The organism is Sulfitobacter aestuariivivens (assembly GCF_014763045.1).
In the GTDB taxonomy this organism is placed as follows: Bacteria; Pseudomonadota; Alphaproteobacteria; order Rhodobacterales; family Rhodobacteraceae; genus Sulfitobacter; species Sulfitobacter aestuariivivens.
In genome coordinates this window covers 1,286,424-1,308,188 of record NZ_JACTAG010000001.1, presented here as the reverse complement: position 1 = coordinate 1,308,188, position 21,765 = coordinate 1,286,424, and the positions used below count along the sequence as shown (strand labels likewise).

At 57.6% G+C, this 21,765-nt stretch carries 25 protein-coding genes; 23 read left to right on the top strand and 2 right to left on the bottom strand.

Annotation, left to right across the window (positions count from 1 at the left end; all coding sequences use genetic code 11):
• The first annotated feature begins 11 nt into the window (after positions 1-11).
• The 23 genes from H9Q16_RS06515 (at position 12) to H9Q16_RS06405 (ending at position 19,043) form a co-directional block, all read left to right on the top strand.
• Entirely contained in the window at positions 12-791 is a 780-nt protein-coding gene (locus H9Q16_RS06515) for an NADH-quinone oxidoreductase subunit E (RefSeq protein ID WP_191074522.1), read from the top strand.
• A 6-nt stretch (positions 792-797) separates the two neighbouring features.
• Positions 798-1,025: a DUF5337 family protein gene (locus H9Q16_RS06510; RefSeq protein ID WP_191074521.1), complete on the top strand. Its 228-nt coding sequence runs from the start codon at positions 798-800 to the stop codon at positions 1,023-1,025.
• A gap of 45 nt (positions 1,026-1,070) precedes the next feature.
• The gene (nuoF, locus tag H9Q16_RS06505; protein ID WP_191074520.1) at positions 1,071-2,366 is read left to right on the top strand and encodes an NADH-quinone oxidoreductase subunit NuoF; all 1,296 of its coding nucleotides are present in this window, start codon (positions 1,071-1,073) and stop codon (positions 2,364-2,366) included.
• Positions 2,353-2,745 (top strand): hypothetical protein, encoded by a 393-nt coding sequence (locus H9Q16_RS06500; protein WP_191074519.1) that lies wholly within the window; start codon positions 2,353-2,355, stop codon positions 2,743-2,745. Before nuoF ends, H9Q16_RS06500 begins: the two co-directional genes overlap by 14 nt.
• 100 nt (positions 2,746-2,845) lie before the next feature.
• Complete coding sequence (locus H9Q16_RS06495; protein WP_191074518.1) at positions 2,846-3,559, top strand: class I SAM-dependent methyltransferase; 714 nt, start codon at positions 2,846-2,848, stop codon at positions 3,557-3,559.
• Between the two features lie 8 nt (positions 3,560-3,567).
• On the top strand, positions 3,568-3,900 hold the full coding sequence (locus H9Q16_RS06490; protein ID WP_246455494.1) for a hypothetical protein: 333 nt from the start codon (positions 3,568-3,570) through the stop codon (positions 3,898-3,900).
• Positions 3,901-4,010: 110 nt separating this feature from the next.
• Positions 4,011-4,412 carry a DUF5333 domain-containing protein gene (locus H9Q16_RS06485; protein WP_191074517.1) on the top strand — a complete coding sequence of 134 codons (402 nt, stop codon included), beginning with the start codon at positions 4,011-4,013 and terminating at the stop codon, positions 4,410-4,412.
• 4 nt (positions 4,413-4,416) lie between these two features.
• On the top strand, positions 4,417-6,432 hold the full coding sequence (nuoG, locus tag H9Q16_RS06480) for an NADH-quinone oxidoreductase subunit NuoG (protein WP_191074516.1): 2,016 nt from the start codon (positions 4,417-4,419) through the stop codon (positions 6,430-6,432).
• Positions 6,433-6,443: 11 nt separating this feature from the next.
• Entirely contained in the window at positions 6,444-6,812 is a 369-nt protein-coding gene (locus H9Q16_RS06475) for a hypothetical protein (protein WP_191074515.1), read from the top strand.
• Positions 6,813-6,819: 7 nt separating this feature from the next.
• On the top strand, positions 6,820-7,860 hold the full coding sequence (nuoH, locus tag H9Q16_RS06470) for an NADH-quinone oxidoreductase subunit NuoH (RefSeq protein ID WP_191074514.1): 1,041 nt from the start codon (positions 6,820-6,822) through the stop codon (positions 7,858-7,860).
• Between the two features lies 1 nt (position 7,861).
• On the top strand, positions 7,862-8,356 hold the full coding sequence (gene nuoI, locus H9Q16_RS06465; RefSeq protein ID WP_191074513.1) for an NADH-quinone oxidoreductase subunit NuoI: 495 nt from the start codon (positions 7,862-7,864) through the stop codon (positions 8,354-8,356).
• Positions 8,353-8,754 (top strand): carboxymuconolactone decarboxylase family protein, encoded by a 402-nt coding sequence (locus H9Q16_RS06460; RefSeq protein WP_191074512.1) that lies wholly within the window; start codon positions 8,353-8,355, stop codon positions 8,752-8,754. The genes nuoI and H9Q16_RS06460 overlap by 4 nt, the downstream gene beginning before the upstream one ends.
• On the top strand, positions 8,751-9,353 hold the full coding sequence (locus H9Q16_RS06455; protein ID WP_191074511.1) for an NADH-quinone oxidoreductase subunit J: 603 nt from the start codon (positions 8,751-8,753) through the stop codon (positions 9,351-9,353). The genes H9Q16_RS06460 and H9Q16_RS06455 overlap by 4 nt, the downstream gene beginning before the upstream one ends.
• A 2-nt stretch (positions 9,354-9,355) precedes the next feature.
• A complete protein-coding gene (locus H9Q16_RS06450) occupies positions 9,356-9,535 on the top strand; it encodes a hypothetical protein (protein WP_191074510.1) in 180 nt (59 codons plus the stop codon).
• A gap of 194 nt (positions 9,536-9,729) precedes the next feature.
• Positions 9,730-10,134, top strand: coding sequence for a hypothetical protein (locus tag H9Q16_RS06445; RefSeq protein ID WP_191074509.1), 405 nt, complete (start codon positions 9,730-9,732; stop codon positions 10,132-10,134).
• Positions 10,131-10,436, top strand: a complete 306-nt coding sequence (gene nuoK / locus H9Q16_RS06440) for an NADH-quinone oxidoreductase subunit NuoK (RefSeq protein WP_191074508.1) — start codon at positions 10,131-10,133, stop codon at positions 10,434-10,436. The genes H9Q16_RS06445 and nuoK overlap by 4 nt, the downstream gene beginning before the upstream one ends.
• A 5-nt stretch (positions 10,437-10,441) precedes the next feature.
• Positions 10,442-12,541 (top strand): NADH-quinone oxidoreductase subunit L, encoded by a 2,100-nt coding sequence (gene nuoL, locus H9Q16_RS06435; RefSeq protein WP_191074507.1) that lies wholly within the window; start codon positions 10,442-10,444, stop codon positions 12,539-12,541.
• Positions 12,541-12,774 (top strand): hypothetical protein, encoded by a 234-nt coding sequence (locus H9Q16_RS06430; RefSeq protein ID WP_191074506.1) that lies wholly within the window; start codon positions 12,541-12,543, stop codon positions 12,772-12,774. The genes nuoL and H9Q16_RS06430 overlap by 1 nt, the downstream gene beginning before the upstream one ends.
• Entirely contained in the window at positions 12,774-14,345 is a 1,572-nt protein-coding gene (locus H9Q16_RS06425) for an NADH-quinone oxidoreductase subunit M (protein ID WP_191074505.1), read from the top strand. Before H9Q16_RS06430 ends, H9Q16_RS06425 begins: the two co-directional genes overlap by 1 nt.
• A gap of 11 nt (positions 14,346-14,356) precedes the next feature.
• Positions 14,357-15,799, top strand: a complete 1,443-nt coding sequence (nuoN, locus tag H9Q16_RS06420) for an NADH-quinone oxidoreductase subunit NuoN (RefSeq protein WP_191074504.1) — start codon at positions 14,357-14,359, stop codon at positions 15,797-15,799.
• A 31-nt stretch (positions 15,800-15,830) separates the two neighbouring features.
• Positions 15,831-16,583 (top strand): biotin--[acetyl-CoA-carboxylase] ligase, encoded by a 753-nt coding sequence (locus H9Q16_RS06415; RefSeq protein ID WP_246455492.1) that lies wholly within the window; start codon positions 15,831-15,833, stop codon positions 16,581-16,583.
• A gap of 14 nt (positions 16,584-16,597) precedes the next feature.
• Positions 16,598-17,374 carry a type III pantothenate kinase gene (locus tag H9Q16_RS06410; RefSeq protein WP_191074503.1) on the top strand — a complete coding sequence of 259 codons (777 nt, stop codon included), beginning with the start codon at positions 16,598-16,600 and terminating at the stop codon, positions 17,372-17,374.
• A 1-nt stretch (position 17,375) separates the two neighbouring features.
• Complete coding sequence (locus tag H9Q16_RS06405) at positions 17,376-19,043, top strand: ribonuclease J (protein ID WP_191074502.1); 1,668 nt, start codon at positions 17,376-17,378, stop codon at positions 19,041-19,043.
• Positions 19,044-19,204: 161 nt separating this feature from the next.
• Here the strand turns inward: H9Q16_RS06405 and H9Q16_RS06400 are convergent, their stop codons facing one another.
• Positions 19,205-20,662, bottom strand: a complete 1,458-nt coding sequence (locus H9Q16_RS06400; RefSeq protein WP_191074501.1) for a DEAD/DEAH box helicase — start codon at positions 20,660-20,662, stop codon at positions 19,205-19,207.
• Positions 20,663-20,800: 138 nt separating this feature from the next.
• On the bottom strand, positions 20,801-21,748 hold the full coding sequence (locus H9Q16_RS06395) for a glycosyltransferase family 2 protein (protein ID WP_191074500.1): 948 nt from the start codon (positions 21,746-21,748) through the stop codon (positions 20,801-20,803).
• Between the last annotated feature and the right edge of the window lie 17 nt (positions 21,749-21,765).

Sequence of the window (21,765 nt, the reverse complement as noted above, 5' to 3'; positions counted from 1 at the left end):
AGGAATTTAACATGACCGATCAACCACAAAACAGCAGTTGCACCATTACATGTTGGGGCATCGCAGTGCTTGCCGGAATTGCCGTCATGGCAATGCTGATGGTGATCGGTGACTGGGATATCGTTCCGTCAATTTTTGTAGCTGGCATCGTTGCACTGGTGCTGGGGGCGGTGTTGGCCCGCTTTATATGCTCAGCGGGCACAGCGCGCCAAGATCTCGAGGCGGTGCGCGCCGGCACCCAAGGGGCGCAGGCTGCTAAGGCAGCAGCAACAGCGGATCGCCCGAATGGCACGCCAGAAGCACCCCCCTCTGCGCAGAAAGTGGACACGACACCGGTCGGTCTGGTGGATGCAGGCGCGGCAAATGCGGCTGTCAAACCTTCCAAGGCGCTTGCTGGACAGGATGATCTGGCCACCCGCAAAGGAGAGTGGAAGTATGAGAACCCCGGTCAGGCCGGGCCGGGTAAGGTCATTGAAGAAAAGTCCAGGGCAGGGGATCCGTCAAATTCAGATGCGGATGAACGCGAACCTGAGATCCTTGTGACCCCCCGCGATGGGGGCCCTGACGATCTGAAGCTGATCAGCGGTGTCGGCCCCAAGCTTGAGGGGACGCTGAATGAACTGGGCTTTTGGCATTTCGATCAGATCGCGAACTGGGGTGACGAAGAGATCAATTGGGTCGACGCCCGTCTGACCTTCAAAGGACGGATCCGGCGTGATGACTGGGTTGATCAGGCCAAGACTCTTGCTGCGGGCGGCGAGACAGATTTCTCGAAGAAAAAGAAGAAGTAAAAGAAAGTGGTTGCGCGCGAAAAAGATACGCCCCTGGCCCGAAAGGGTCGTCTGGTCGGGTTGGTGATCGCAGGCACCATGCTGATCTGGCTTGCGGTGCAGATGCTGGGCCCGCGACTGGGTTTGCCACCGCGTTTCGTGTTTCTTTTTGATTTCGCCGCACTGGCCGCTTTCTTTTGGGCTATGGTGGTGGTCTATCAGATGTGGCAAGTCCGGCAGGACGAGAAGAAATAGTTGCCGGCCCATAAGGGGGCCAGCCAAAAAAGTAGGAAAGCAGACATGCTTGCAGACAAGGATCGCATCTTTACCAACCTATACGGGATGCATGACCGCAGCCTGAAAGGTGCGCAGGGACGTGGCCATTGGGATGGCACTGCGGCGATCATTGAAAAGGGCCGCGACTGGATCATCGATGAAATGAAGGCATCCGGCCTGCGCGGCCGTGGTGGGGCTGGTTTCCCCACGGGCCTCAAGTGGTCCTTCATGCCAAAGGAAAGCGATGGTCGGCCTGCCTATCTGGTTGTGAATGCTGACGAATCCGAACCGGCTACCTGTAAGGATCGGGAAATTATGCGGCACGATCCGCACACGCTGATCGAAGGGTGCCTGATCGCCAGTTTCGCGATGAACGCCCATGCCTGCTATATCTATATCCGCGGCGAGTATATTCGCGAGCGTGAAGCGCTGCAGGCAGCGATAGATGAAGCTTATGACGCGGGCCTGCTGGGCAAGAACGCGGCCAAGTCGGGCTGGGATTTCGATCTTTATCTGACCCATGGGGCCGGGGCCTATATCTGCGGGGAAGAAACAGCACTGCTGGAAAGCCTTGAGGGCAAGAAGGGTATGCCCCGCATGAAGCCGCCGTTTCCGGCCGGGGCCGGGCTATATGGATGCCCGACAACGGTGAATAACGTTGAATCGATTGCCGTGGTGCCGACAATCCTGCGGCGCGGGGCAGAATGGTTCGCAGGCTTTGGCCGCCCCAATAATGCGGGAACCAAGCTGTTTGCGATCACCGGCCATGTGAACACGCCTTGTGTTTTTGAAGAAGAAATGTCGCTGCCGGTGCGTGAACTGATCGACAAGCACGGTGGCGGGATCAGGGGCGGTTGGGATAATCTCAAGGCCATCATCCCCGGCGGGGCGTCGTGCCCGGTGCTGCCCCGCGATGCGCTTGACGGTGCGATCATGGATTTCGACTGGATGCGCGAAAACAAGTCCAGCTTTGGCACCGGATGCATGATCGTGATGGATCAGAATACGGACGTGATCAAAGCGATCTGGCGATTGGCTGCGTTCTTCAAGCACGAAAGCTGCGGCCAGTGCACGCCTTGCCGTGAAGGCACAGGCTGGATGATGCGCGTGATGGAGCGTTTGGTGACGGGCGATGCAGAAGTTGAAGAAATCGACATGCTGCTTGACGTCACAAAACAGGTTGAGGGACACACGATCTGTGCATTGGGCGATGCGGCGGCCTGGCCCATTCAGGGCCTTATTCGCCATTTCCGAGATGAGATTGAGGACCGGATCAAGCACAAGCGGACCGGAAGGGTGAGCGCAGTTGCGGCGGAGTGATGACCCCGGCCTGACCGGCGGCTTGCCCCGCGAGACCGTGGTGGCCCGACGCAGCCCCATCGGTGTGGTGGGTGTGACATTTGCCGTCATCGGCGTCATCGCGAGCTATATGGCCTGTATCCATGGCGTTGATGTTGATGGCAGAAGCATCGTGGCCTTTGCTGTCTGGAGCCTTGTTGCCGTACTGGCCGCCTTCATCGTGGATTTTGCTTACAAATTTCTGCTGATTTTTGCCGTGCTGATTGTTGGTGCACTTTGGTGGACGGAAAACCCTGTATTCGAGGCCGCTGCATTCGAAGCCAAGGACCTGCGGTTAACCTTGTGTAACATGATCCCGTCCGAAGAGAGCACCTCGCTTATCCGGCAATGGGTGTGTTGAGAGCGCGATTGTCTGTAGGCTTGGCGGAATAGAGGTGCCAAGGGTGCAGTGCACGGGGCAGGGCGCAGCATAGTGCCCGCCTTGCATCAGGAGCAGTACCATGAAGAAGTTTCGGTTCCCTGAGGATGGTAATGTCGCCGCCGATATCAGAGATCGCTACGGTTTCGACGGCGAGCTGTTAGAGATTTATGCCGGCAATGAGGGCGTGAAGGTGCACAAATGGCACCATTATCTTCCGCTCTATGATCGCTATTTTCGCCAATACCGCGGCAGTGCGATAAAGTTTCTTGAGATCGGGGTGAATAATGGCGGCTCGCTTCAGATGTGGCGCCGATACTTTGGGTCTGACGCCGTCATCTGCGGGATCGACATAAATCCCGACTGCGCACAGTACGATGGGCAGTCGGGGATGGTGCGTATTGGAAGTCAGGATGATCCGGATTTTTTGGCCCGGGTCGTAGAGGAGATGGGCGGCATAGATGTGGTGCTCGACGATGGCAGCCACCGAATGCATCATATCGACGCAACCCTGCGCATCCTCTACCCGTTGTTGTCACAAAACGGGACTTACATGATCGAGGATTTGCACACGGCCTACTATCCTCGTTTCGGCGGTGGGTTTCGCGCGTCCGAAAACTTCTTTAACACGGTGCGAGGGGTGATCGACGATATGCACAGATGGTATCACGGCAAAAAACAGCTTCGCGTGCCTGAAATGGCGGCGGAAGTTGGTGGGGTGCATATCCACGATTCAATCGTCGTGATCGACAAGGCCCCCTCATTACGGCCGACACATTCAAGGGTTCAAAAATGATAAGATCATTGAGCATCACTATGCTTGTTGCCGCGCTGGCAACCACGGCGTGCAGCAACAACAACAACCGCATTGCTTTTGACGGCCAGTATTTCCGCGCCAAGGTATCAAAGGTCGACAAGCAGCGCGACGTTTTCACCGTACGTGTTCGCGATGTCAGTCGCTCGCTCGACGGGGCCCGTGCCGCAGGTCGCTATGAGGGGATCGCCTATTGCGTTGAGAACTACGGCAGCTCTGACATCGACTGGACGGTGGGGCCCGAAACACCGCCCGAGCAACTGACGATTGCAGATGACGCAATCGTCTTTCAGGGAACCTGCCCGCAAGCGCAAGATACCTAAGCGATATTTTGCAACCGTGACGCCAATCCGGCATTGATATTGCATATCAACCCGCGCACATCCCACTTCCCAGACAGGGCAATGCCCCCGCACCATTGAGGAGAGTAAAGATGCGTACCATGATTGCTGCCCTTTTAGGGATCAGTCTTTTGGCCGGTACTGCGGCAGCGAAACCGCCACTTCGCGAGGTGGCTGAAATCGATGACGCGCTGCTGGATCTTGGGATAGCGGACAGGATTCGCAAAGAATGCCCCGAGATCAGCGCGCGCCTGTTCAAAGCCGTGTCCTATGTGCGTGGACTTGAGAAACAGGCAAAGGCAATGGGCTACTCTGATGCCGAGATCGAAGCCTATACCGACAGTGATGTGGAAAAAGACCGTATGAAGGCCCGTGGGGCGGCATTTTTCAAGGCAAGGGGGGTCGATACTTCTGACCCGCAAAGCTATTGTGCGCTTGGAAACGCAGAGATTCAGAAGGGCAGCCGCATAGGTTCCCTGTTAAGAGCGAAGTAAACATATGAGCGACATCCGCAAAATCATTATCGATGGCAAGGAAATCGAGGCGGAGGGGGCGATGACGCTCATTCAGGCCTGCGAACAGGCGGGTGTCGAAGTGCCCCGGTTCTGCTATCACGAGCGGCTGTCGATCGCTGGTAATTGCCGGATGTGCCTAGTGGAAGTTGTGGGTGGTCCGCCGAAGCCCGCCGCGTCCTGTGCGATGCAGGTGCGCGACCTGCGCCCCGGGCCGGAGGGTCAGCCGCCGGTCGTCAAGACCAATAGCCCCATGGTCAAGAAAGCCCGTGAGGGCGTGATGGAGTTTTTGCTGATTAACCATCCGCTCGATTGCCCGATCTGCGATCAGGGCGGCGAATGTGATTTGCAGGATCAGGCGATGGCTTACGGTGTCGATTTCAGCCGCTTCCGTGAGCCCAAGCGCGCCACCGAAGACCTTGATCTGGGCCCGCTGGTTGAAACCCATATGACCCGCTGCATTTCATGCACCCGTTGCGTGCGTTTCACCACCGAAGTGGCCGGTGTGCACAAGATGGGCCAGACCGGCCGCGGCGAGGATGCAGAAATTACCAGCTATCTGGGCGAAACGCTTGATAGCAACATGCAGGGCAACATCATTGATCTGTGCCCTGTCGGTGCGCTGGTCTCGAAACCTTATGCGTTTACCGCGCGCCCTTGGGAGCTGACCAAAACAGAAAGCATCGATGTAATGGATGCGCTGGGGTCCAACATTCGCGTCGATACCAAGGGACGCGAAGTCATGCGGTTTCTGCCACGCAACCATGATGGCGTGAACGAAGAGTGGATATCCGACAAGACGCGTTTTGTCTGGGATGGTCTGCGGCGTCAGCGGCTCGACACGCCGTACATCCGTGAAAACGGCAAGCTGCGTAAAGCTGATTGGCCCGAGGCGCTGGCGGCGGCGGCGGCGGCGATGAAAGGCAAGAAGGTTGGCGGGCTTGTCGGCGATCTTGTGTCTACCGAGGCGGCATTTGCGCTCAAGATGCTGATCGAAGGACAGGGCGGCGTTGTCGATTGCCGAACAGATGGGGCCAAACTGCCTGCCGGGAACCGGTCAGGCTATGTCGGGATGGCAACCATTGAGGATATCGACGATGCCGAGATGATCCTGATGATCGGCACCAACCCCGAGGTCGAAGCCCCAGTGCTGAATGCACGCATCCGCAAAGCGTGGACCAAAGGTGCCACCATTGCGCGGATCGGCGCTCCGGCTGATTTCAGCTATGACGTCATTGCCCTTGGCGAAGGCCGCGAGGCGCTGGCAGATCTGGCCAAGCAAGACCATGCCGACAAGAAGGAAAAGCGCGGCGTTACAATTCTGGGCATGGGCGCGCTGACCGGGCCGGACGGTGCCGCGGTGTTGGCCAAGGCGATGCGCACTGCGGAGGCGGGGGGCAGCAAGCTCTTGATCCTGCACACGGCGGCGGGCCGTGTCGGTGCGTTGGACGTCGATGCCACCTGCGACGGAGGTGTGGCCGAAGTGCTCGCATCCGAGGTGATCTACAATCTGGGTGCTGACGAAGGCGACATTCCGGCCGGTGCATTCGTGATCTATCAGGGATCCCATGGGGATCGGGGCGCACATCGTGCTGACATCATTCTGCCCGGCGCGGCTTACACGGAAGAGCCGGGGCTCTTTGTGAATACCGAAGGCCGGCCACAGGTTGCGCAGCGTGCCGGGTTCGCGCCAGGTCAGGCAAAAGAGAACTGGGCGATCCTGCGGGCGCTTAGCGCCGAGCTGGACGCAACACTGCCGTTTGATTCCATCGCGGCCCTGCGCCGCGCGCTGGTCAAGGCGGTGCCGCATCTGGCAGATGTGGATCAGGTTGCTGAAAACGAATGGGCCATACCTGAGGCCGGTGAGATGGGCGAGGGCGCCTTTGACCATGCGATTGCGGATTTCTATCTGTCCAACCCGATTGCCCGCGCCAGCCAGCTGATGGCTGAGCTTTCGGCCAACGCCGCCGCGCGCCGTGCCCAACCCATGGCAGCGGAGTGAGGACGGGGCTGATGATTTTGCCTTTCGCCTTGGGTGCCTGTGTTGAACCGGTGCCCACGGCTGAGGATTTTATCCCTGAATACAAGGGGGTAGAGACGGTCTTGCTGGACGGCGATCTGGTGCAGTTCAATGTCGCGATGACCAAAGCGCTGAGCCGGGCAGATGTGGCGGACTATGCCGAATGCGCAGCGGCGCAATATACGCTGATCCGCGGCTATGGTTTTGCCCGCCATGTGCGCACGAATGTCGCGGAAGAGGCTGGCATATTCCGCGGCGATGCTGTTTACACAATCTCGCCAAGCCTGCCACGCGGGCTGAAGACAATAGATGCCGAAGTCGTAGCCGCAGAGTGCTTCGAACGCGGCATACCGACGGTGTGAGGGACGCATGACCGAATTCTTTACCAACACGGGCCTCGGCATCGGTCTGGTGCTTGTCGGACAGGTCTTGTTGATCATGCTGCCGCTTTTGGCCGCGTTGGCCTTTCTGATGTACGCCGACCGCAAGATCTGGGCCGCCGTAATGATGCGGCGCGGGCCCAATGTGGTGGGTGTCTTTGGCCTATTGCAGAGCTTTGCTGACCTTCTGAAATACGTGGTCAAAGAGGTTGTCGTGCCCGCCGGTGCGGATCGGGCGGTCTTTTTCCTGGCGCCAATGGTGTCGCTGGTGATGGCGCTGATCGCCTGGGCGGTGATCCCCTTCAACGAAGGCTGGGTGCTGTCGGACATAAATGTGGCCATTCTCTATGTCTTCGCAATCTCCTCGCTTGAGGTTTACGGTGTGATCATGGGGGGGTGGGCATCCAATTCGAAATATCCGTTCCTTGGCTCGCTGCGCTCTGCGGCGCAGATGATTTCCTATGAAGTCAGCATTGGTCTGATCATCATCGGTGTCATCATCTCTGCAGGGTCGATGAACCTGTCGGCCATTGTGCAATCACAAGACGGGGCGGGCGGCATCTTTAGCTGGTACTGGCTGGCGCATTTCCCGATGTTGTTCCTGTTCTTCATTTCTGCGCTGGCAGAGACCAATCGCCCACCCTTCGACCTGCCTGAAGCGGAATCGGAGCTGGTGGCGGGCTATCAGGTTGAATATTCATCCACGCCGTTTCTGCTGTTCATGATCGGCGAACTGGTCGCCGTGGTGCTGATGTGTGCGCTGGTATCGCTGCTCTTCCTCGGTGGCTGGCTCAGCCCGGTCGGCTTCTTGCCGGATGGCTTCTTCTGGATGTTCATCAAGATGCTGTTCGTATTCTTCATGTTCTCCATGGTGAAGGCGATTACACCGCGCTATCGCTACGACCAGCTGATGCGGCTGGGTTGGAAAGTGTTCTTGCCGATGTCGCTCGCCTGGGTCGTCTTTGTGGCCTTTGCGGCCAAGTTCGAATGGTTCTGGGGCGTTTATGCGCGCTGGACAGTAGGGGGCTGATATGACCCAAACCGACTATTCCCGCGCCGCTGGCTACTTCCTGCTGAAGGACTATGCCAAGGCCTTTGCCCTGGGGATGAAGTACTTTTTTGCCCCAAAGGTGACGATCAACTATCCGCATGAAAAAGGGCCGCTTTCCCCTCGTTTCCGGGGTGAACATGCGTTGCGCCGCTATCCCAACGGCGAAGAACGCTGCATTGCGTGTAAGCTTTGTGAAGCGATCTGCCCTGCGCAGGCGATCACCATTGATGCAGAACCACGCGAAGACGGCAGCCGGCGGACCACTCGCTATGATATCGACATGACAAAATGCATATACTGCGGTTTTTGTCAGGAAGCCTGTCCTGTGGATGCAATTGTCGAAGGCCCGAATTTCGAGTTTTCCACCGAGACCCGCGAAGAGCTTTACTATGACAAGGAAAAGCTTTTGGACAATGGCGAACGCTGGGAAGCCGAGATTGCGCGCAACCTTGAAATGGACGCACCCTACCGATGAGTGATCAGAACCCCTTTGAACAGATGATGAAACAGGCGCAGGAGATGGCGAAGTCCTTTCCGGCGATGGATGCCTTCACGCCCAAAGGGTTTGAAAAGATGATGGGCACCATGCCCAAGGACGTCATGGAAATGATGTTCGGCAATACGGTGAACACCGGCGGTCTGGATGCACGTACCCGCCTGTTGCTGACGCTGGCGGGTCTGACCATGCAGGGTGCGCAGAACGATATCGCCCTGCGTCAGACCGTGCGTCACGCGGTAGAAGCCGGCGCCACCAAGCAGCACATTGTCGAGACCATTGGACAGATGTCGGCCTTTGCGGGCATCCCCGCTATGACCCGCGCACTGGAATTGGCGCAACAGGTTCTGGACGAAGATGAGGACAAAGACACATGATCGTCTTTACTTTCTATCTGTTTGCAATCTGCGTGATCGCCGGTGGGCTTTTCACCGTGGTCAGCCGTAATGCGGTGCATTCGGTGCTATGGCTTATCCTGTCTTTCTTGTCGGCGGCGGGCCTTTTTGTCCTACTGGGCGCGGAATTTGTCGCGATGCTGCTGATCATCGTCTATGTGGGCGCGGTCGCCGTCCTGTTCCTTTTCGTGGTGATGATGCTGGACGTCGATTTTGCCGAACTGAAGGCAGAGATGGCGCGCTATATGCCCCTGGCCTTGCTGATCGGGCTGGTGATTCTGATGCAGTTCGTCATGGCCTTCGGGGCCTGGGAGCAATCCGATGCCGCTGAGGGACTGCGCGCACAGGTCACAGACCCAACCCGGTTTAACACCGAAGCACTGGGTCTGATCCTGTACGACGACTACTTTTTGCTGTTTCAACTTGCGGGGCTGATCCTGCTTGTGGCCATGATCGGTGCTATCGTGCTGACGCTGCGCCACCGTCAGGACGTCAAACGCCAAAACCCAATCGAACAGATGATGCGGGATCCGGCCAAGGCGATGGAGCTTAAGGACGTCAAACCCGGGCAGGGGTTGTGAGAATGGTCACCAATCTGATCCTCATGGTGATTGGCATCTGTCTGGTTGTTTATGTCTGGCGCGGCCTGAGTGGGGTTGGGTGGCAAATGCCCGATTTGGGGTTGGGTGGGAATGCAGACTGGCTGCCTGATACCCGCGGATTGGGTAACCTGCTGGGATGCAAATGGAACGGCAGCTGCTGAGCGCTGCGAGAAAAAAAAGGGCTCAGGCCTGAAGGAAACAAGATGTCGAGAAATACAATCGTCGCGTTGGTGGTCATTCTGATCGTACTTCTTGGCGGCTATTCTTTTATCGGCTAAGCGCGGCAATCCCGGTGGAAGTCGGGGCGAACAAGGACTAGAAGCCCGGCCAAACGGGCAAGGAACCGAGGGACGACATGATCGGACGGAGAAGCCTCTATATTGCTGCAGTGTCGCTGTCGCACTTGGCAGCTATGCCCGCCTTTCCGGCGCTGGCCGATGTGACCTTTGCCCCGCTCAAGGTCGTAGGATGGGATGAGCAGAGCGATACGCTGATATGGCGCCCTGGCCATTCGGGACATGTGCACACGCATAGCGGGGGATTCTACAAGCCTGCCTCGATTGGCGATCTTAAGTATCTGGACACAGAAATATACGCTGCCGCGATAGAAGCTGGATTTTCCTGGAAACTTCCTGCTAGTGCCGAGGGCTTCCACCGCGCGCAAATGGCCCACCGTTGCGAGGCATGGGAAGCTGCAAGGCCGTCTGTCGCCTCGCGTCTCTGCGGTGATCAGGACTTCAGAACCAAGGATGAACAATGATCGGACTTGAACATTACCTGACAGTTGCGGCGACGCTGTTTGTCATTGGCATCTTCGGGCTGTTTCTTAACCGCAAGAATGTGATCATCCTGCTCATGAGCATCGAATTGATGCTTTTGGCGGTGAACATCAACTTCGTGGCGTTCTCCAGCTTCCTCGGGGATCTGGTGGGGCAGGTCTACACGCTCTTTGTACTGACAGTTGCGGCGGCTGAAGCGGCGATTGGTCTGGCGATCCTGGTCTGTTTCTTCCGTAACCGTGGCACCATTGACGTCGAAGACGTCAACGTGATGAAGGGGTAGGGCAGATGGAAACCACAATCCTCTTTGCCCCGTTGGTGGGCGCGCTGATTTGCGGGTTTGGATGGAAGCTGATCGGTGAACAGGCCGCCATGTGGGTGTCCACGGGGCTGCTGTTTCTTGCGGCGATCCTTAGCTGGGTTGTGTTCCTGACCTTTGAGGGCCCGACCGAGCAAATCCAGATCCTGCGGTTCATAGAATCCGGCACGCTGAGCACCGACTGGGCGATTCGGCTGGACCGGCTGACGGCGATCATGCTTATCGTGGTCACGACCGTCTCGAGCCTCGTGCATCTTTATAGCTTCGGCTACATGGCACATGACGATAACTTCAAGGAAAACGAGAGCTATCGCCCCCGTTTCTTTGCCTATCTGAGCTTTTTCACCTTTGCGATGCTGATGCTGGTGACAGCAGACAACCTTGTGCAGATGTTCTTTGGCTGGGAAGGCGTGGGCGTCGCGTCTTATCTTCTGATTGGATTCTATTTCCGCAAACCTTCTGCCAATGCTGCGGCGATCAAGGCCTTTGTGGTGAACAGGGTGGGCGATTTTGGCTTCGCTCTGGGGATATTTGCGCTCTATCTGATGACCGACAGCATCCGGTTTGACGATATTTTTGCCGCCGCACCGGATCTGGCCAATCAGACCATGACCTTCCTGTGGGCCGATTGGAATGCTGCCAATGTCATCGCCTTCTTGCTGTTCGTGGGCGCGATGGGCAAATCGGCGCAGCTTTTCCTGCACACCTGGTTGCCGGATGCCATGGAAGGCCCGACGCCTGTATCAGCGCTTATTCACGCCGCTACCATGGTTACGGCAGGGGTTTTCCTTGTCTGCCGGATGTCGCCGCTGATGGAGTTTGCGCCTGAAGCGATGATGTTTGTCACCGTGATCGGGGCGACCACAGCGTTCTTTGCCGCGACCGTGGGTCTGGTGCAGACCGACATCAAGCGTGTCATTGCTTATTCCACCTGTTCGCAGTTGGGCTACATGTTCGTGGCGGCGGGCGTGGGCATGTATTCTGCGGCGATGTTCCACCTCTTCACGCACGCGTTCTTCAAGGCGATGCTGTTCCTTGGCGCGGGGTCAGTCATTCATGCGATGCATCACGAGCAGGACATGATGAACTATGGCGGCCTGCGCAAAAAGATCCCCTATACTTTCTGGGCGATGATGATCGGCACGCTGGCGATTACCGGGGTCGGTATTCCGTTGACGCACATCGGCTTTGCCGGATTCCTCAGCAAGGACGCGATCATCGAAAGCGCCTGGGGTGGGGGCAGCATGTATGGTTTCTGGCTGCTGGTGATTGCTGCGGCAATGACCAGTTTCTACAGCTGGCGGCTGATGTTCCTCACGTTCTATGGCAAGCCGCGTGGCGACAAGCACACGCACGAGCATGCCCATGAAAGTCCGATGACCATGCTGGTGCCTCTGGGCGTGCTGGCCGTGGGCGCGATCTTTGCCGGGATGATCTGGTTCAAGCCGTTCTTTGGCGATCACAAGTACGTCGCCGCCTTCTATGACATTCCGCTGGCCACGCAGGGCGAGGCGGGCGACACCCATGCCGATGGCGCGGACGATAGTGAAGGGTCGGGGGATCACGGCGATGAAGGCGATCACGGCGGGCACCATGACGAATTCGGCGGCCAGCCGGGCGAGGGTGCGCTGTACTTTGGCCCGGAAAATCATGTGCTGCACGAGGCCCACGCGGCCCCCAAGTGGGTCAAGGTGAGCCCGTTCATCGCAATGGTGCTGGGCTTTGTCATGGCCATGTGGTTCTACATCTGGAACCCGACACTGCCCGGGCGCTTGGCACAAAACCAGTTGCCGCTGTACCTGTTTCTCAAGAACAAGTGGTACTTTGACGAACTCTACGATGCCATCTTTGTGCAGCCAGCCAAGGCCATCGGCCGGTTCCTGTGGAAGCGCGGTGATGGCAATGTGATCGATGGGACGCTCAATGGGGTGGCGATGGGCATTATCCCGTTCTTCACACGCATGGCTGGCAAACTGCAGTCCGGCTACATCTTTACCTATGCCTTCGCGATGGTGATCGGGATTGCGGTGCTGATCACCTGGATGACGATGACCGGAGGGGCCAATTGATGCCGACAGAATTCTACATCATTGCAGGGGTCTGCTTTGCCGTTATGGCGCTTTCCGCGTTCTATCTTGGTGACGAAAACAAGACCACTCGGGCGTTTGCACGAGTGGGGATCGTGACCGGTGGGAGCTTTCTTTTTGTGGCAACCATGTATTTCGGGGCGATCCTGATCGCGGTTTTGATCGTGATGTTGCCTGTGTGTCTGTTCTTGGCCTGGTGGGGTGAGATTTTCTAATGGATACGCATCTTCTTTCCATCATCACATTCATGCCTGCGTTCGCAGCGCTGATCCTCGCTGTCTTTTTGCGTGGCGATGATGAAGCTGCACAGCGCAATGCCAAGTGGCTGGCGATGCTGACAACCAGCGTGACGTTTCTCATTTCGCTGTTCGTGCTGGTGAATTTTGACCCAAGCAACACTGATTTCCAGTTCGTGGTGGAATCCGAGTGGCTGTTGGGGATGCAGTACCGTCTGGGTGTTGATGGCATCAGCGTGCTTTTTGTCATGCTGACAACCTTCATGATGCCGCTGGTGATTGCTGCAAGCTGGGATGTCACTCACCGGGTCAAGGAATACATGATTGCATTCCTGCTGCTGGAAACCCTGATGCTGGGCGTTTTCATGGCGCTGGATCTGGTGCTGTTCTACCTGTTCTTCGAAGCAGGTCTGATCCCCATGTTCCTGATCATCGGTATCTGGGGCGGCAAGGAGCGGATCTACGCCAGCTTCAAATTCTTTCTCTATACCTTCCTTGGATCTGTTCTGATGCTGGTGGCGATGGTCGGCATGTTTGCCGAAACCGGCTCAACCTGCATCGCGGCCTGTCAGGAAGGGCAGATTGCCCTGCTGACCCACACCTTTGCATCCGAGACATTCTCGGTGCTCGGAATCACCATCGTGGGGGGGATGCAGACGCTGATGTTTGTTGCATTCTTTGCTAGCTTTGCGGTGAAGATGCCGATGTGGCCGGTGCATACCTGGCTGCCGGACGCGCACGTGCAGGCGCCCACGGCGGGGTCCGTGGTGCTGGCGGCGATCCTGCTCAAGATGGGCGGCTACGGCTTTCTGCGCTTTAGCTTGCCAATGTTCCCGGTCGGTGCCGAGGTGATGACGGATTTCATCCTGTGGATCAGCGCGATCGCGATCGTCTACACGTCGCTCGTGGCGCTGGTGCAGGAGGACATGAAGAAACTGATTGCCTATTCTTCGGTCGCGCACATGGGCTTTGTCACGATGGGGATCTTCGCGGGTAATCAGCAAGGCGTAGATGGGGCAATCTTCCAGATGCTGAGCCACGGCTTTATCTCAGGTGCGCTCTTTCTTTGCGTGGGCGTGATTTATGACCGGATGCACACGCGCGAGATTGATGCCTATGGCGGTCTGGTCAACCGGATGCCAGCCTATGCGCTGATCTTCATGCTGTTCACGATGGCCAATGTGGGCTTGCCGGGAACGTCCGGGTTCGTGGGCGAATTCCTGACCCTGATGGCGACATTCCAGGTCAATACCTGGGTGGCGGCTGTGGCGACGACCGGCGTGATTTTCTCAGCCGCCTATGCGCTTTGGCTTTATCGCCGCGTGGTGATGGGGGATCTGATCAAGGAGAGCCTCAAGTCTATCACGGACATGACTGCGCGCGAAAAGTGGATTTTTGCGCCACTGGTGGTGATGACGATCCTTCTGGGTGTCTATCCCGCATTGGTCCTGGATCTGATCGGGCCGTCCGTGGCCGCATTGGTCGACAATTACGACGCAGCGAAGGCGGCGGCTATGGAAGCCGTCCAGACCGCTGACGCTTCGAACTAAAGGAAACACCCATGATTTCCGCTGATCTGAATATCATCCTGCCCGAAATCATCCTTTCGGCCTTTGCCATGCTGGGGTTGATGGCGGCTGTCTATACGACCAAGGACAAGATGGCGGGGGCGCTGGTCTGGGCAACGGCAGCGTTGTTCGTGGTGCTTGCGGCATGGATTGGCCTGACCGGTGAAGGTACCCAAACGGCGTTCAACGGCATGTTCAACGATGACGGTTTTGCGCGGTTCGCCAAGATCACCATCCTGCTGAGTGCCGCTGCGGTGCTGGTCATGTCCGAAGGATATATGCGCGCGCGTGGTATCCTGCGGTTTGAATATCCGATGTTGGTAGCCTTGTCGGCTGTGGGCATGATGATGATGGTCAGCGCTGGCGATCTGATGGCGCTTTATATGGGGCTGGAGCTGCAGTCGCTTGCCCTTTATGTAGTCGCGTCCCTGCGGCGCGACAGCGTGAAGTCGACCGAAGCCGGACTGAAGTATTTTGTTCTAGGCGCGCTTTCGTCGGGTCTGCTGCTTTACGGTGCGTCGCTGGTGTACGGGTATGCCGGAACCACGCTCTTTTCCGGCATCATTACCACCGCGCAATCGGGTGAGACGTCGCTTGGTCTGCTCTTTGGGTTGGTGTTCCTGATCTCTGGCATGGCCTTCAAGGTTTCTGCCGTGCCATTTCACATGTGGACGCCGGATGTCTATGAAGGCGCGCCCACACCGATCACGGCATTCTTCGCCACCGCGCCAAAAGTTGCGGCGATGGGCCTTTTCGCGCGCGTCCTGCACGACGGGTTCGGGCAGGCAGTGGGTGATTGGCAGCAGATCGTGGCGTTACTTTCTGTGTTGTCGATGTTTCTTGGGGCGGTTGCAGCCATCGGACAGACCAATATCAAGCGCCTGATGGCGTTTTCTTCTATCGCGCATATGGGCTATGCGCTGATGGGTCTTGCGGCGGGAACCGTCTTGGGTGTGCAGGCGATGCTGGTCTACATGGCGATCTATGTGACCATGAATGTCGGCACCTTTGCGTTCATCATGTTGATGCAAAAGGACGGCGTGCCGGTGACAGATATCTCATCGCTTAACCTTTATGCTAGGCAAAATCCGGGCCGCGCGTTGTCGATGCTGGTGCTGCTGTTTTCGCTGGCCGGTGTTCCGCCGATGTTGGGCTTCTTTGGTAAGCTTTATGTTCTGCGAGCCGCCTACGAGGCCGGTCTGGTCTGGCTTGCGGTGCTGGGCGTGATCGCATCGGTGATCGGGGCCTATTATTACCTGCGGATCGTGTTCTACATGTACTTTGGTGAAGAACAGTCCGACACCCTTGATACGGGTGGGTCGTCCCTGCTGGCCGGCTTCCTGATCGCAAGCGCACTGATCATGGTTGTCGGCGTGGCGGGCATGTTCGGCGTCGAAGGGGCGGCGCAGGCGGCGGCAGCGACACTTGTGAATTGAGGCGCGTGTTGAGGCTGCGGGTATCAGGTATTTGAAAAAGGGTGAAAAGGCGGTGCCGTGGCCAGTGGGCTATGGGCGGTTCGTCTTTGATAGTCTTGATTCCACCCTGTCAGAAGCCGCGCGGATGCTGCCTACCTTGCAAGGCCCTGCCTGGATATTGGCACATGAGCAGACCGCCGCTCGGGGGCGTCGTGGCCGCGATTGGTCAACACCACGCGGAAATTTTGCGGCGACGCTGGTCATGCGCCGCGTCGAGGTCCCCGGCGTCGCAGCATTGCGCAGCTTCGTGGCCTCTCTGGCGCTTTATCGCAGCTTTGGTGCAATGACGGGACAGCCAGACGCCTTTGCGTTGAAATGGCCCAATGATGTGTTGTTGCAAGGTGGCAAGGTGGCCGGGATCCTGCTGGAAAGTGTGGGCGATCACCTGACGATCGGCATCGGTGTCAATCTGAGACATGCACCCGGCGCACATGAGGTTGAGGCCGGGGCGGTAACCCCTGTGAGCGTGGCCGGTGTGTTGGGTCTGGAACTTGAGGCGGCGCCCTTTCTGGACGTGCTGGCGGCGGAATATGCGGTCCTTGAAAGTCAGTTTCAGACCCACGGGTTCGCCCCAATTCGCCGCGCTTGGCTGGCTCATGCGGCACGTCTGGGCGAAGTCATAACGGCGCGCAGCATGCGGGATGAAACGCGGGGCATCTTTGAGGATGTAGATCTTCAGGGTAGTCTTGTTCTGGCGACGCCCAAGGGCCGGGTGAAGATCACCGCGGCGGATGTGTTTTTCTAACGGAAGGGTCTGATATGCTTTTGTGCATTGATTGCGGCAACACCAACACGGTATTCTCGATCTGGGATGGGCGGGAATTTCTATGTACTTTCCGCACCTCTACACATCATGCGCGGACGTCGGATGCCTATTTTACGTGGTTTTCGACCCTGCTGAACCATCACCGGATTGAGCCCGAGATCACGGATGTGATCATTTCGTCCACTGTGCCGCGCGTCGTGTTCAATTTGCGGGTTTTTTCCGACCAGTATTATGGTTGCCGCCCTTATGTGGTGGGCAAACCAGATTGTATGCTGCCGGTCGAGCCCCGGGTCGATCAAGGCACCACGGTCGGTCCGGACCGGATCGTCAATGCCACCGGGGCCTTTGACCGGCATGGCGGAAATCTGATTGTGGTGGATTTCGGCACGGCCACAACGTTCGACGTGGCGGGGCGGGATGGGGCCTACGTGGGCGGCGTGATCGCACCCGGTGTGAATTTGTCACTTGAGGCATTGCACATGGCAGCTGCCGCATTGCCGCATGTGGACATCACCAAGCCACAGCGTGTAGTAGGCACCAATACCGTGGCCTGCATGCAATCCGGCATCTTTTGGGGCTATGTCGGATTGGTGAAAGAAATCTGCGCCCGCATCAAGGCGGAACGAGAGCAGCAGATGAAGATCATCGCCACAGGCGGTCTGGCCCCATTGTTTGCCCAGACCGTAGACCTATTTGACGTCATCGAAGATGACGTGACCATGCACGGGTTGACTGTGATCTATCAATACAACAAGGACAACAACACATAATATGAGTAGTGAACGTTTGATCTACCTACCCCTTGGCGGGGCAGGTGAAATTGGCATGAATACCTATGTCTATGGCTATGGACGACCCGGTAAGGAGCGCCTGATTGTCGTGGACCTGGGTGTGGCCTTTCCCGATATGGACAGTAGCCCCGGCGTGGATTTGATCCTGCCGGACATCACCTGGCTGAAAGAGCGCCGCGACCGGATCGAGGCGATATTTATCACCCACGCGCATGAAGACCATGTCGGGGCCGTGGCGCATACCTATCAGGATCTTGAGGCACCGATATTTGCGCGGACATTTACCGCGAATATTGCGCGGCGCAAGATGGGCGAGCATGGGCACCCCGAGGACGCCGTTCAGACCGTTGGTCCCTGGCCACATCAGCAGGGCGCCGGCCCGTTTCAGGTGGGCTTCCTGCCGATTTCGCATTCGATCCCGGAATCCTCCGCCATGGTGATCGACACACCTCAGGGCCGGGTCATCCATTCAGGAGATTTCAAGATCGACCTGACGCCAGGTGTGGGGGAGCCCTTTGACCCCGCACTTTGGGAAGACGTTTGCAAGGATGGCGTCAAGGCGCTGGTCTGCGACTCGACCAATGTGTTTTCTACTCACCCGGGACGGTCGGAAGCCTCAGTCGGGCCTGAGATTGAAAAGCTGGTGAGCAGTGCAAGCGGCATGGTGGTCGCGACAACCTTTGCCTCCAACGTGGCCCGCGTGAAGACGCTGGCAGAGGCGGGCGAACGGGCAGGACGCTCCATTGTGCTGCTGGGCCGCGCGATGAAGCGCATGGTTGAGGCGTCGGCCGAAACCGGCGTGATGACAGACTTCCCCGGAACGATACCGCCGGAAGAGGCACGAAATATTCCGCGTGAGAATCTGATGCTGCTGGTCACAGGCTCTCAGGGTGAGCGACGCGCGGCATCGGCGCAACTGGCCCGGGGCAAGTATCAGGGGATCGAGATGAAGGAAGGGGATCTGTTCCTTTTTTCATCCAAGACCATTCCTGGCAACGAGCGTGGCGTGATCCGGATCATTAATCAGTTCTCGGAAATGGGCGTTGATGTGGTTGACGACAGTTCGGGCCTTTACCATGTATCCGGGCACGCCAATCGGCCAGATCTGGAAACTTTGCACGACATCGTGAAACCGCAGGTGTTGATCCCGATGCACGGGGAACACCGTCATTTGCGCGAACATGTGAAAGTGGCCGATGCCAAGGGCATGAAAGGCGTGCTGGCGGTTAACGGCATGATGATCGATCTGTCGGGCAACAAACCCAAGGTAGCCGAATGGGTCGAAACGGGCCGAACCTATCTCGACGGCTCTGTTCAGGTAGGCGCGTTGGATGGTGTGGTGCGAGACCGTATTCGTATGGCGCTTAATGGACACGTCACTGTGACCGTGATCGTGGATGAAGAGGATGAGCCTTTGGGTGATCCGTGGGTCGACATGATGGGCCTGCCCGAAATTGGCACATCCAATGCACCCCTGATGGACGTCTTGGAGGAAGACCTTAGCCAATGGTTGGGCCGTGCAAACGCCAAGACCTTGCGCGACGACGATGCGATGCACAATGGTCTGAAGAAAGTCGTGCGGCAGTCAGCGCAGAACGAGATCGGGAAGAAACCGGAAGTGACTGTGGTGGTGAGCCGATTGAGCTAATCGCCAAGCCTTTGGCGTCGGTCCACCGTGCAACCTGGTTGATGCATATTTGATGAACATTGAAAGAGGTGTATTCACCCCATTTCAATGTTCCCTAAATATGCAATTCACAACCTTTGGACTGGTCCGCGCTTTGAGGTGGTGTGGATGATCAGCTCAGCTCAGCCACGCTCTTCAAAGCTCAGGCCGATGAAATCAGGCAGATGATCGCCCAGTCCCACAACCTTGCTGCCGCCGCGATCATCGTTGCGGTTTTTGCCGCCCCTGCGCTCGTTGCGTTCGCGCTTGGGTTTTTCTTCTGGCTTCGATTTGGGTTCAGGCGCGGATTGCTCCTGAGTGGCCTCCTGAGGCACTGCGGGCTGCTCTTGTGGTGCCTCGTCCCTCTTGCGGCTTCTGGAGCGGCTGCGCTTGGGCATTTCGTCTGGCGCAGTTTCTGCCTCCGGCTTCGACATATCGTCAGGTTTGCCGAGCGACAGAGGGTTGTCCAGGCGCGGAATTTCCTTTTCCACCAGGCGTTCCACATCTGAGAGGTTTCTCTCGTCACGCGGTACACAGATCATGATCGCCTTGCCATCGCGGCCGGCGCGACCTGTGCGGCCGATGCGGTGCACATAGTCTTCGGCGTGGCTGGGCACGTCGAAGTTGAAGACGTGAGAAACGCTTGGAACGTCAAGCCCGCGGGCGGCCACATCTGAGGCAACGAGGAAACGCAATTCGCCGGCGCGAAAGCCATCCAGTGTGCGTGTTCGCTGGCTTTGATCCAGATCGCCGTGGATCGCAGCGGCATCATAGCCATGCTTTTTCAAAGACTTGGCAACGATATCAACATCGACCTTGCGGTTGCAGAAAATGATCGCGTTTGTGCATTTCTCGCCTTCGCCATCGATCAATGTGCGCAGCAGCTTACGCTTTTCAGAGCCTTCGCGATCTTTCCGCGAGCCTTTGAACATGACGACGCCCTGTTCAATGTTCTCGCCGGTTGTGGCCTGCCGGGCAACCTCGATCCGCTCGGGGTTACTGAGGAACGTGTTGGTAATCCGCTCGATTTCCGGTGCCATCGTGGCAGAGAAAAACAGCGTCTGGCGCGTGAACGGCGTCAGGCCAAAGATGCGTTCGATGTCGGGGATAAAGCCCATGTCGAGCATCCGGTCGGCTTCGTCCACCACCATCACCTTGACGTCGTTCAGGATCAGCTTGCCGCGCTCAAAGTGATCCAGCAGGCGCCCAGGCGTCGCAATCAGCACGTCGACACCCTTGTCGATAAGCGTGTCCTGTTCCTTGAACGATACGCCGCCGATCAGCAGGGCTTTTGTCAGCTTGACGTATTTGGAATAGGTGTCGAAATTTTCCGCCACCTGTGCCGCCAGTTCGCGGGTCGGACACAGCACCAGCGAACGGGGCATACGGGCCCGTGCGCGGCCGCGTGCCAGCATGGTGATCATGGGCAGCGTGAAACCGGCGGTCTTGCCCGTGCCGGTCTGAGCGATGCCCAGAACGTCACGACCTTCCAGAGCGGGGGGGATCGCACCTTCTTGGATGGGGGTGGGGGATTCGTATCCAGCCTCTTCGATGGCTTTCAACACTTTTGGGCTGAGCTTCAGATCAGAGAATTTTGTCATATGTGTCCGTGGTTTGCGGACACTTACTTGGCCCGCGGCAGCGATCATGTCGGCCCGTATGGCCCTGGGCAGTTCGCAACCGCAACATGTATGGCCGCACTTAGCAAGTTACGGGTGAGGCGTCAAACACTTGGCGCGTCAAAGGGTTACGTGAGGGAAATGCGTAGACAATGCATCATCCAGATCAAGATTGGCCATCCGCAGGAGGTTTTTATCGTCCAGTCGCCTGCGCAGCCGCGGCGTATCGGCACAAACTTCGTCGAAAAACGCGCGCAAGCCAGCCTCGCCATCTTTTGTTTCGAGGGTCTGAAACACTTCGTGCAAGGTCAACCCACCTTTGTCGCGCGCCCGATTGGGGGCAAGTTCCGCGCGGTAGGAGCCATGTGCCAAACGGTAGCGATACGCGGCCAGCCAAGCGTCCCAAGTCCCAGCGTGGCAATGAGCGAGAGCAATGGTGTCTTGCGGCAAGTCTACGGTGTCGATTGCCTTTTGGGCCTGAAAGGCATTGTGAATTTGGATACGCACGTCGTCCAGCGCAGTGCGCGCAAAAACTTTTCCCGCCAGATGGCTGAGAAAGCCGCCTTGGGTATGCGCACCGAACGTCGGATATAAATCTCTGACAGTTTGCGCGCGCCCCGGTCCCGGAGGGATAAAGAGCTTGAACGCGGACGTGCCACCGGACAGCAGTTCCATGGGGCGCACACGCGCGGCAAGAGCATCATGTGGCAGGACGGCAAGGGTTTCGCCAATGGGGCGATCAGAGACGAGAAACTCGTCGACGTCCATGTGGATCAGCCAGTCCACCTCCGCGCGTCGGGCATAGGCATGCGTGGCATTCATGGTCTGGCGGACCTGGTGCTTTTTGGGGCGACCGTGCTGGTGATTGTTCCAATAGGCGGTGTCGCATGTCGTCACCCGACACTTGGGATGGGATTTGAGCGCATCGAATGCAACGGAATCGTGTTGATCCAGGTAGATGTAGAGACGATGCGCGCCTGCCTCCAGATGAAAGGCGGCGAAACGCAGGGTGTCAGCGAAAGGAGCAAGGATCGTGGCGCTGAGGCCCCAGGTGGGCGCGTCGGTCATCTACACGCCCCATGCAT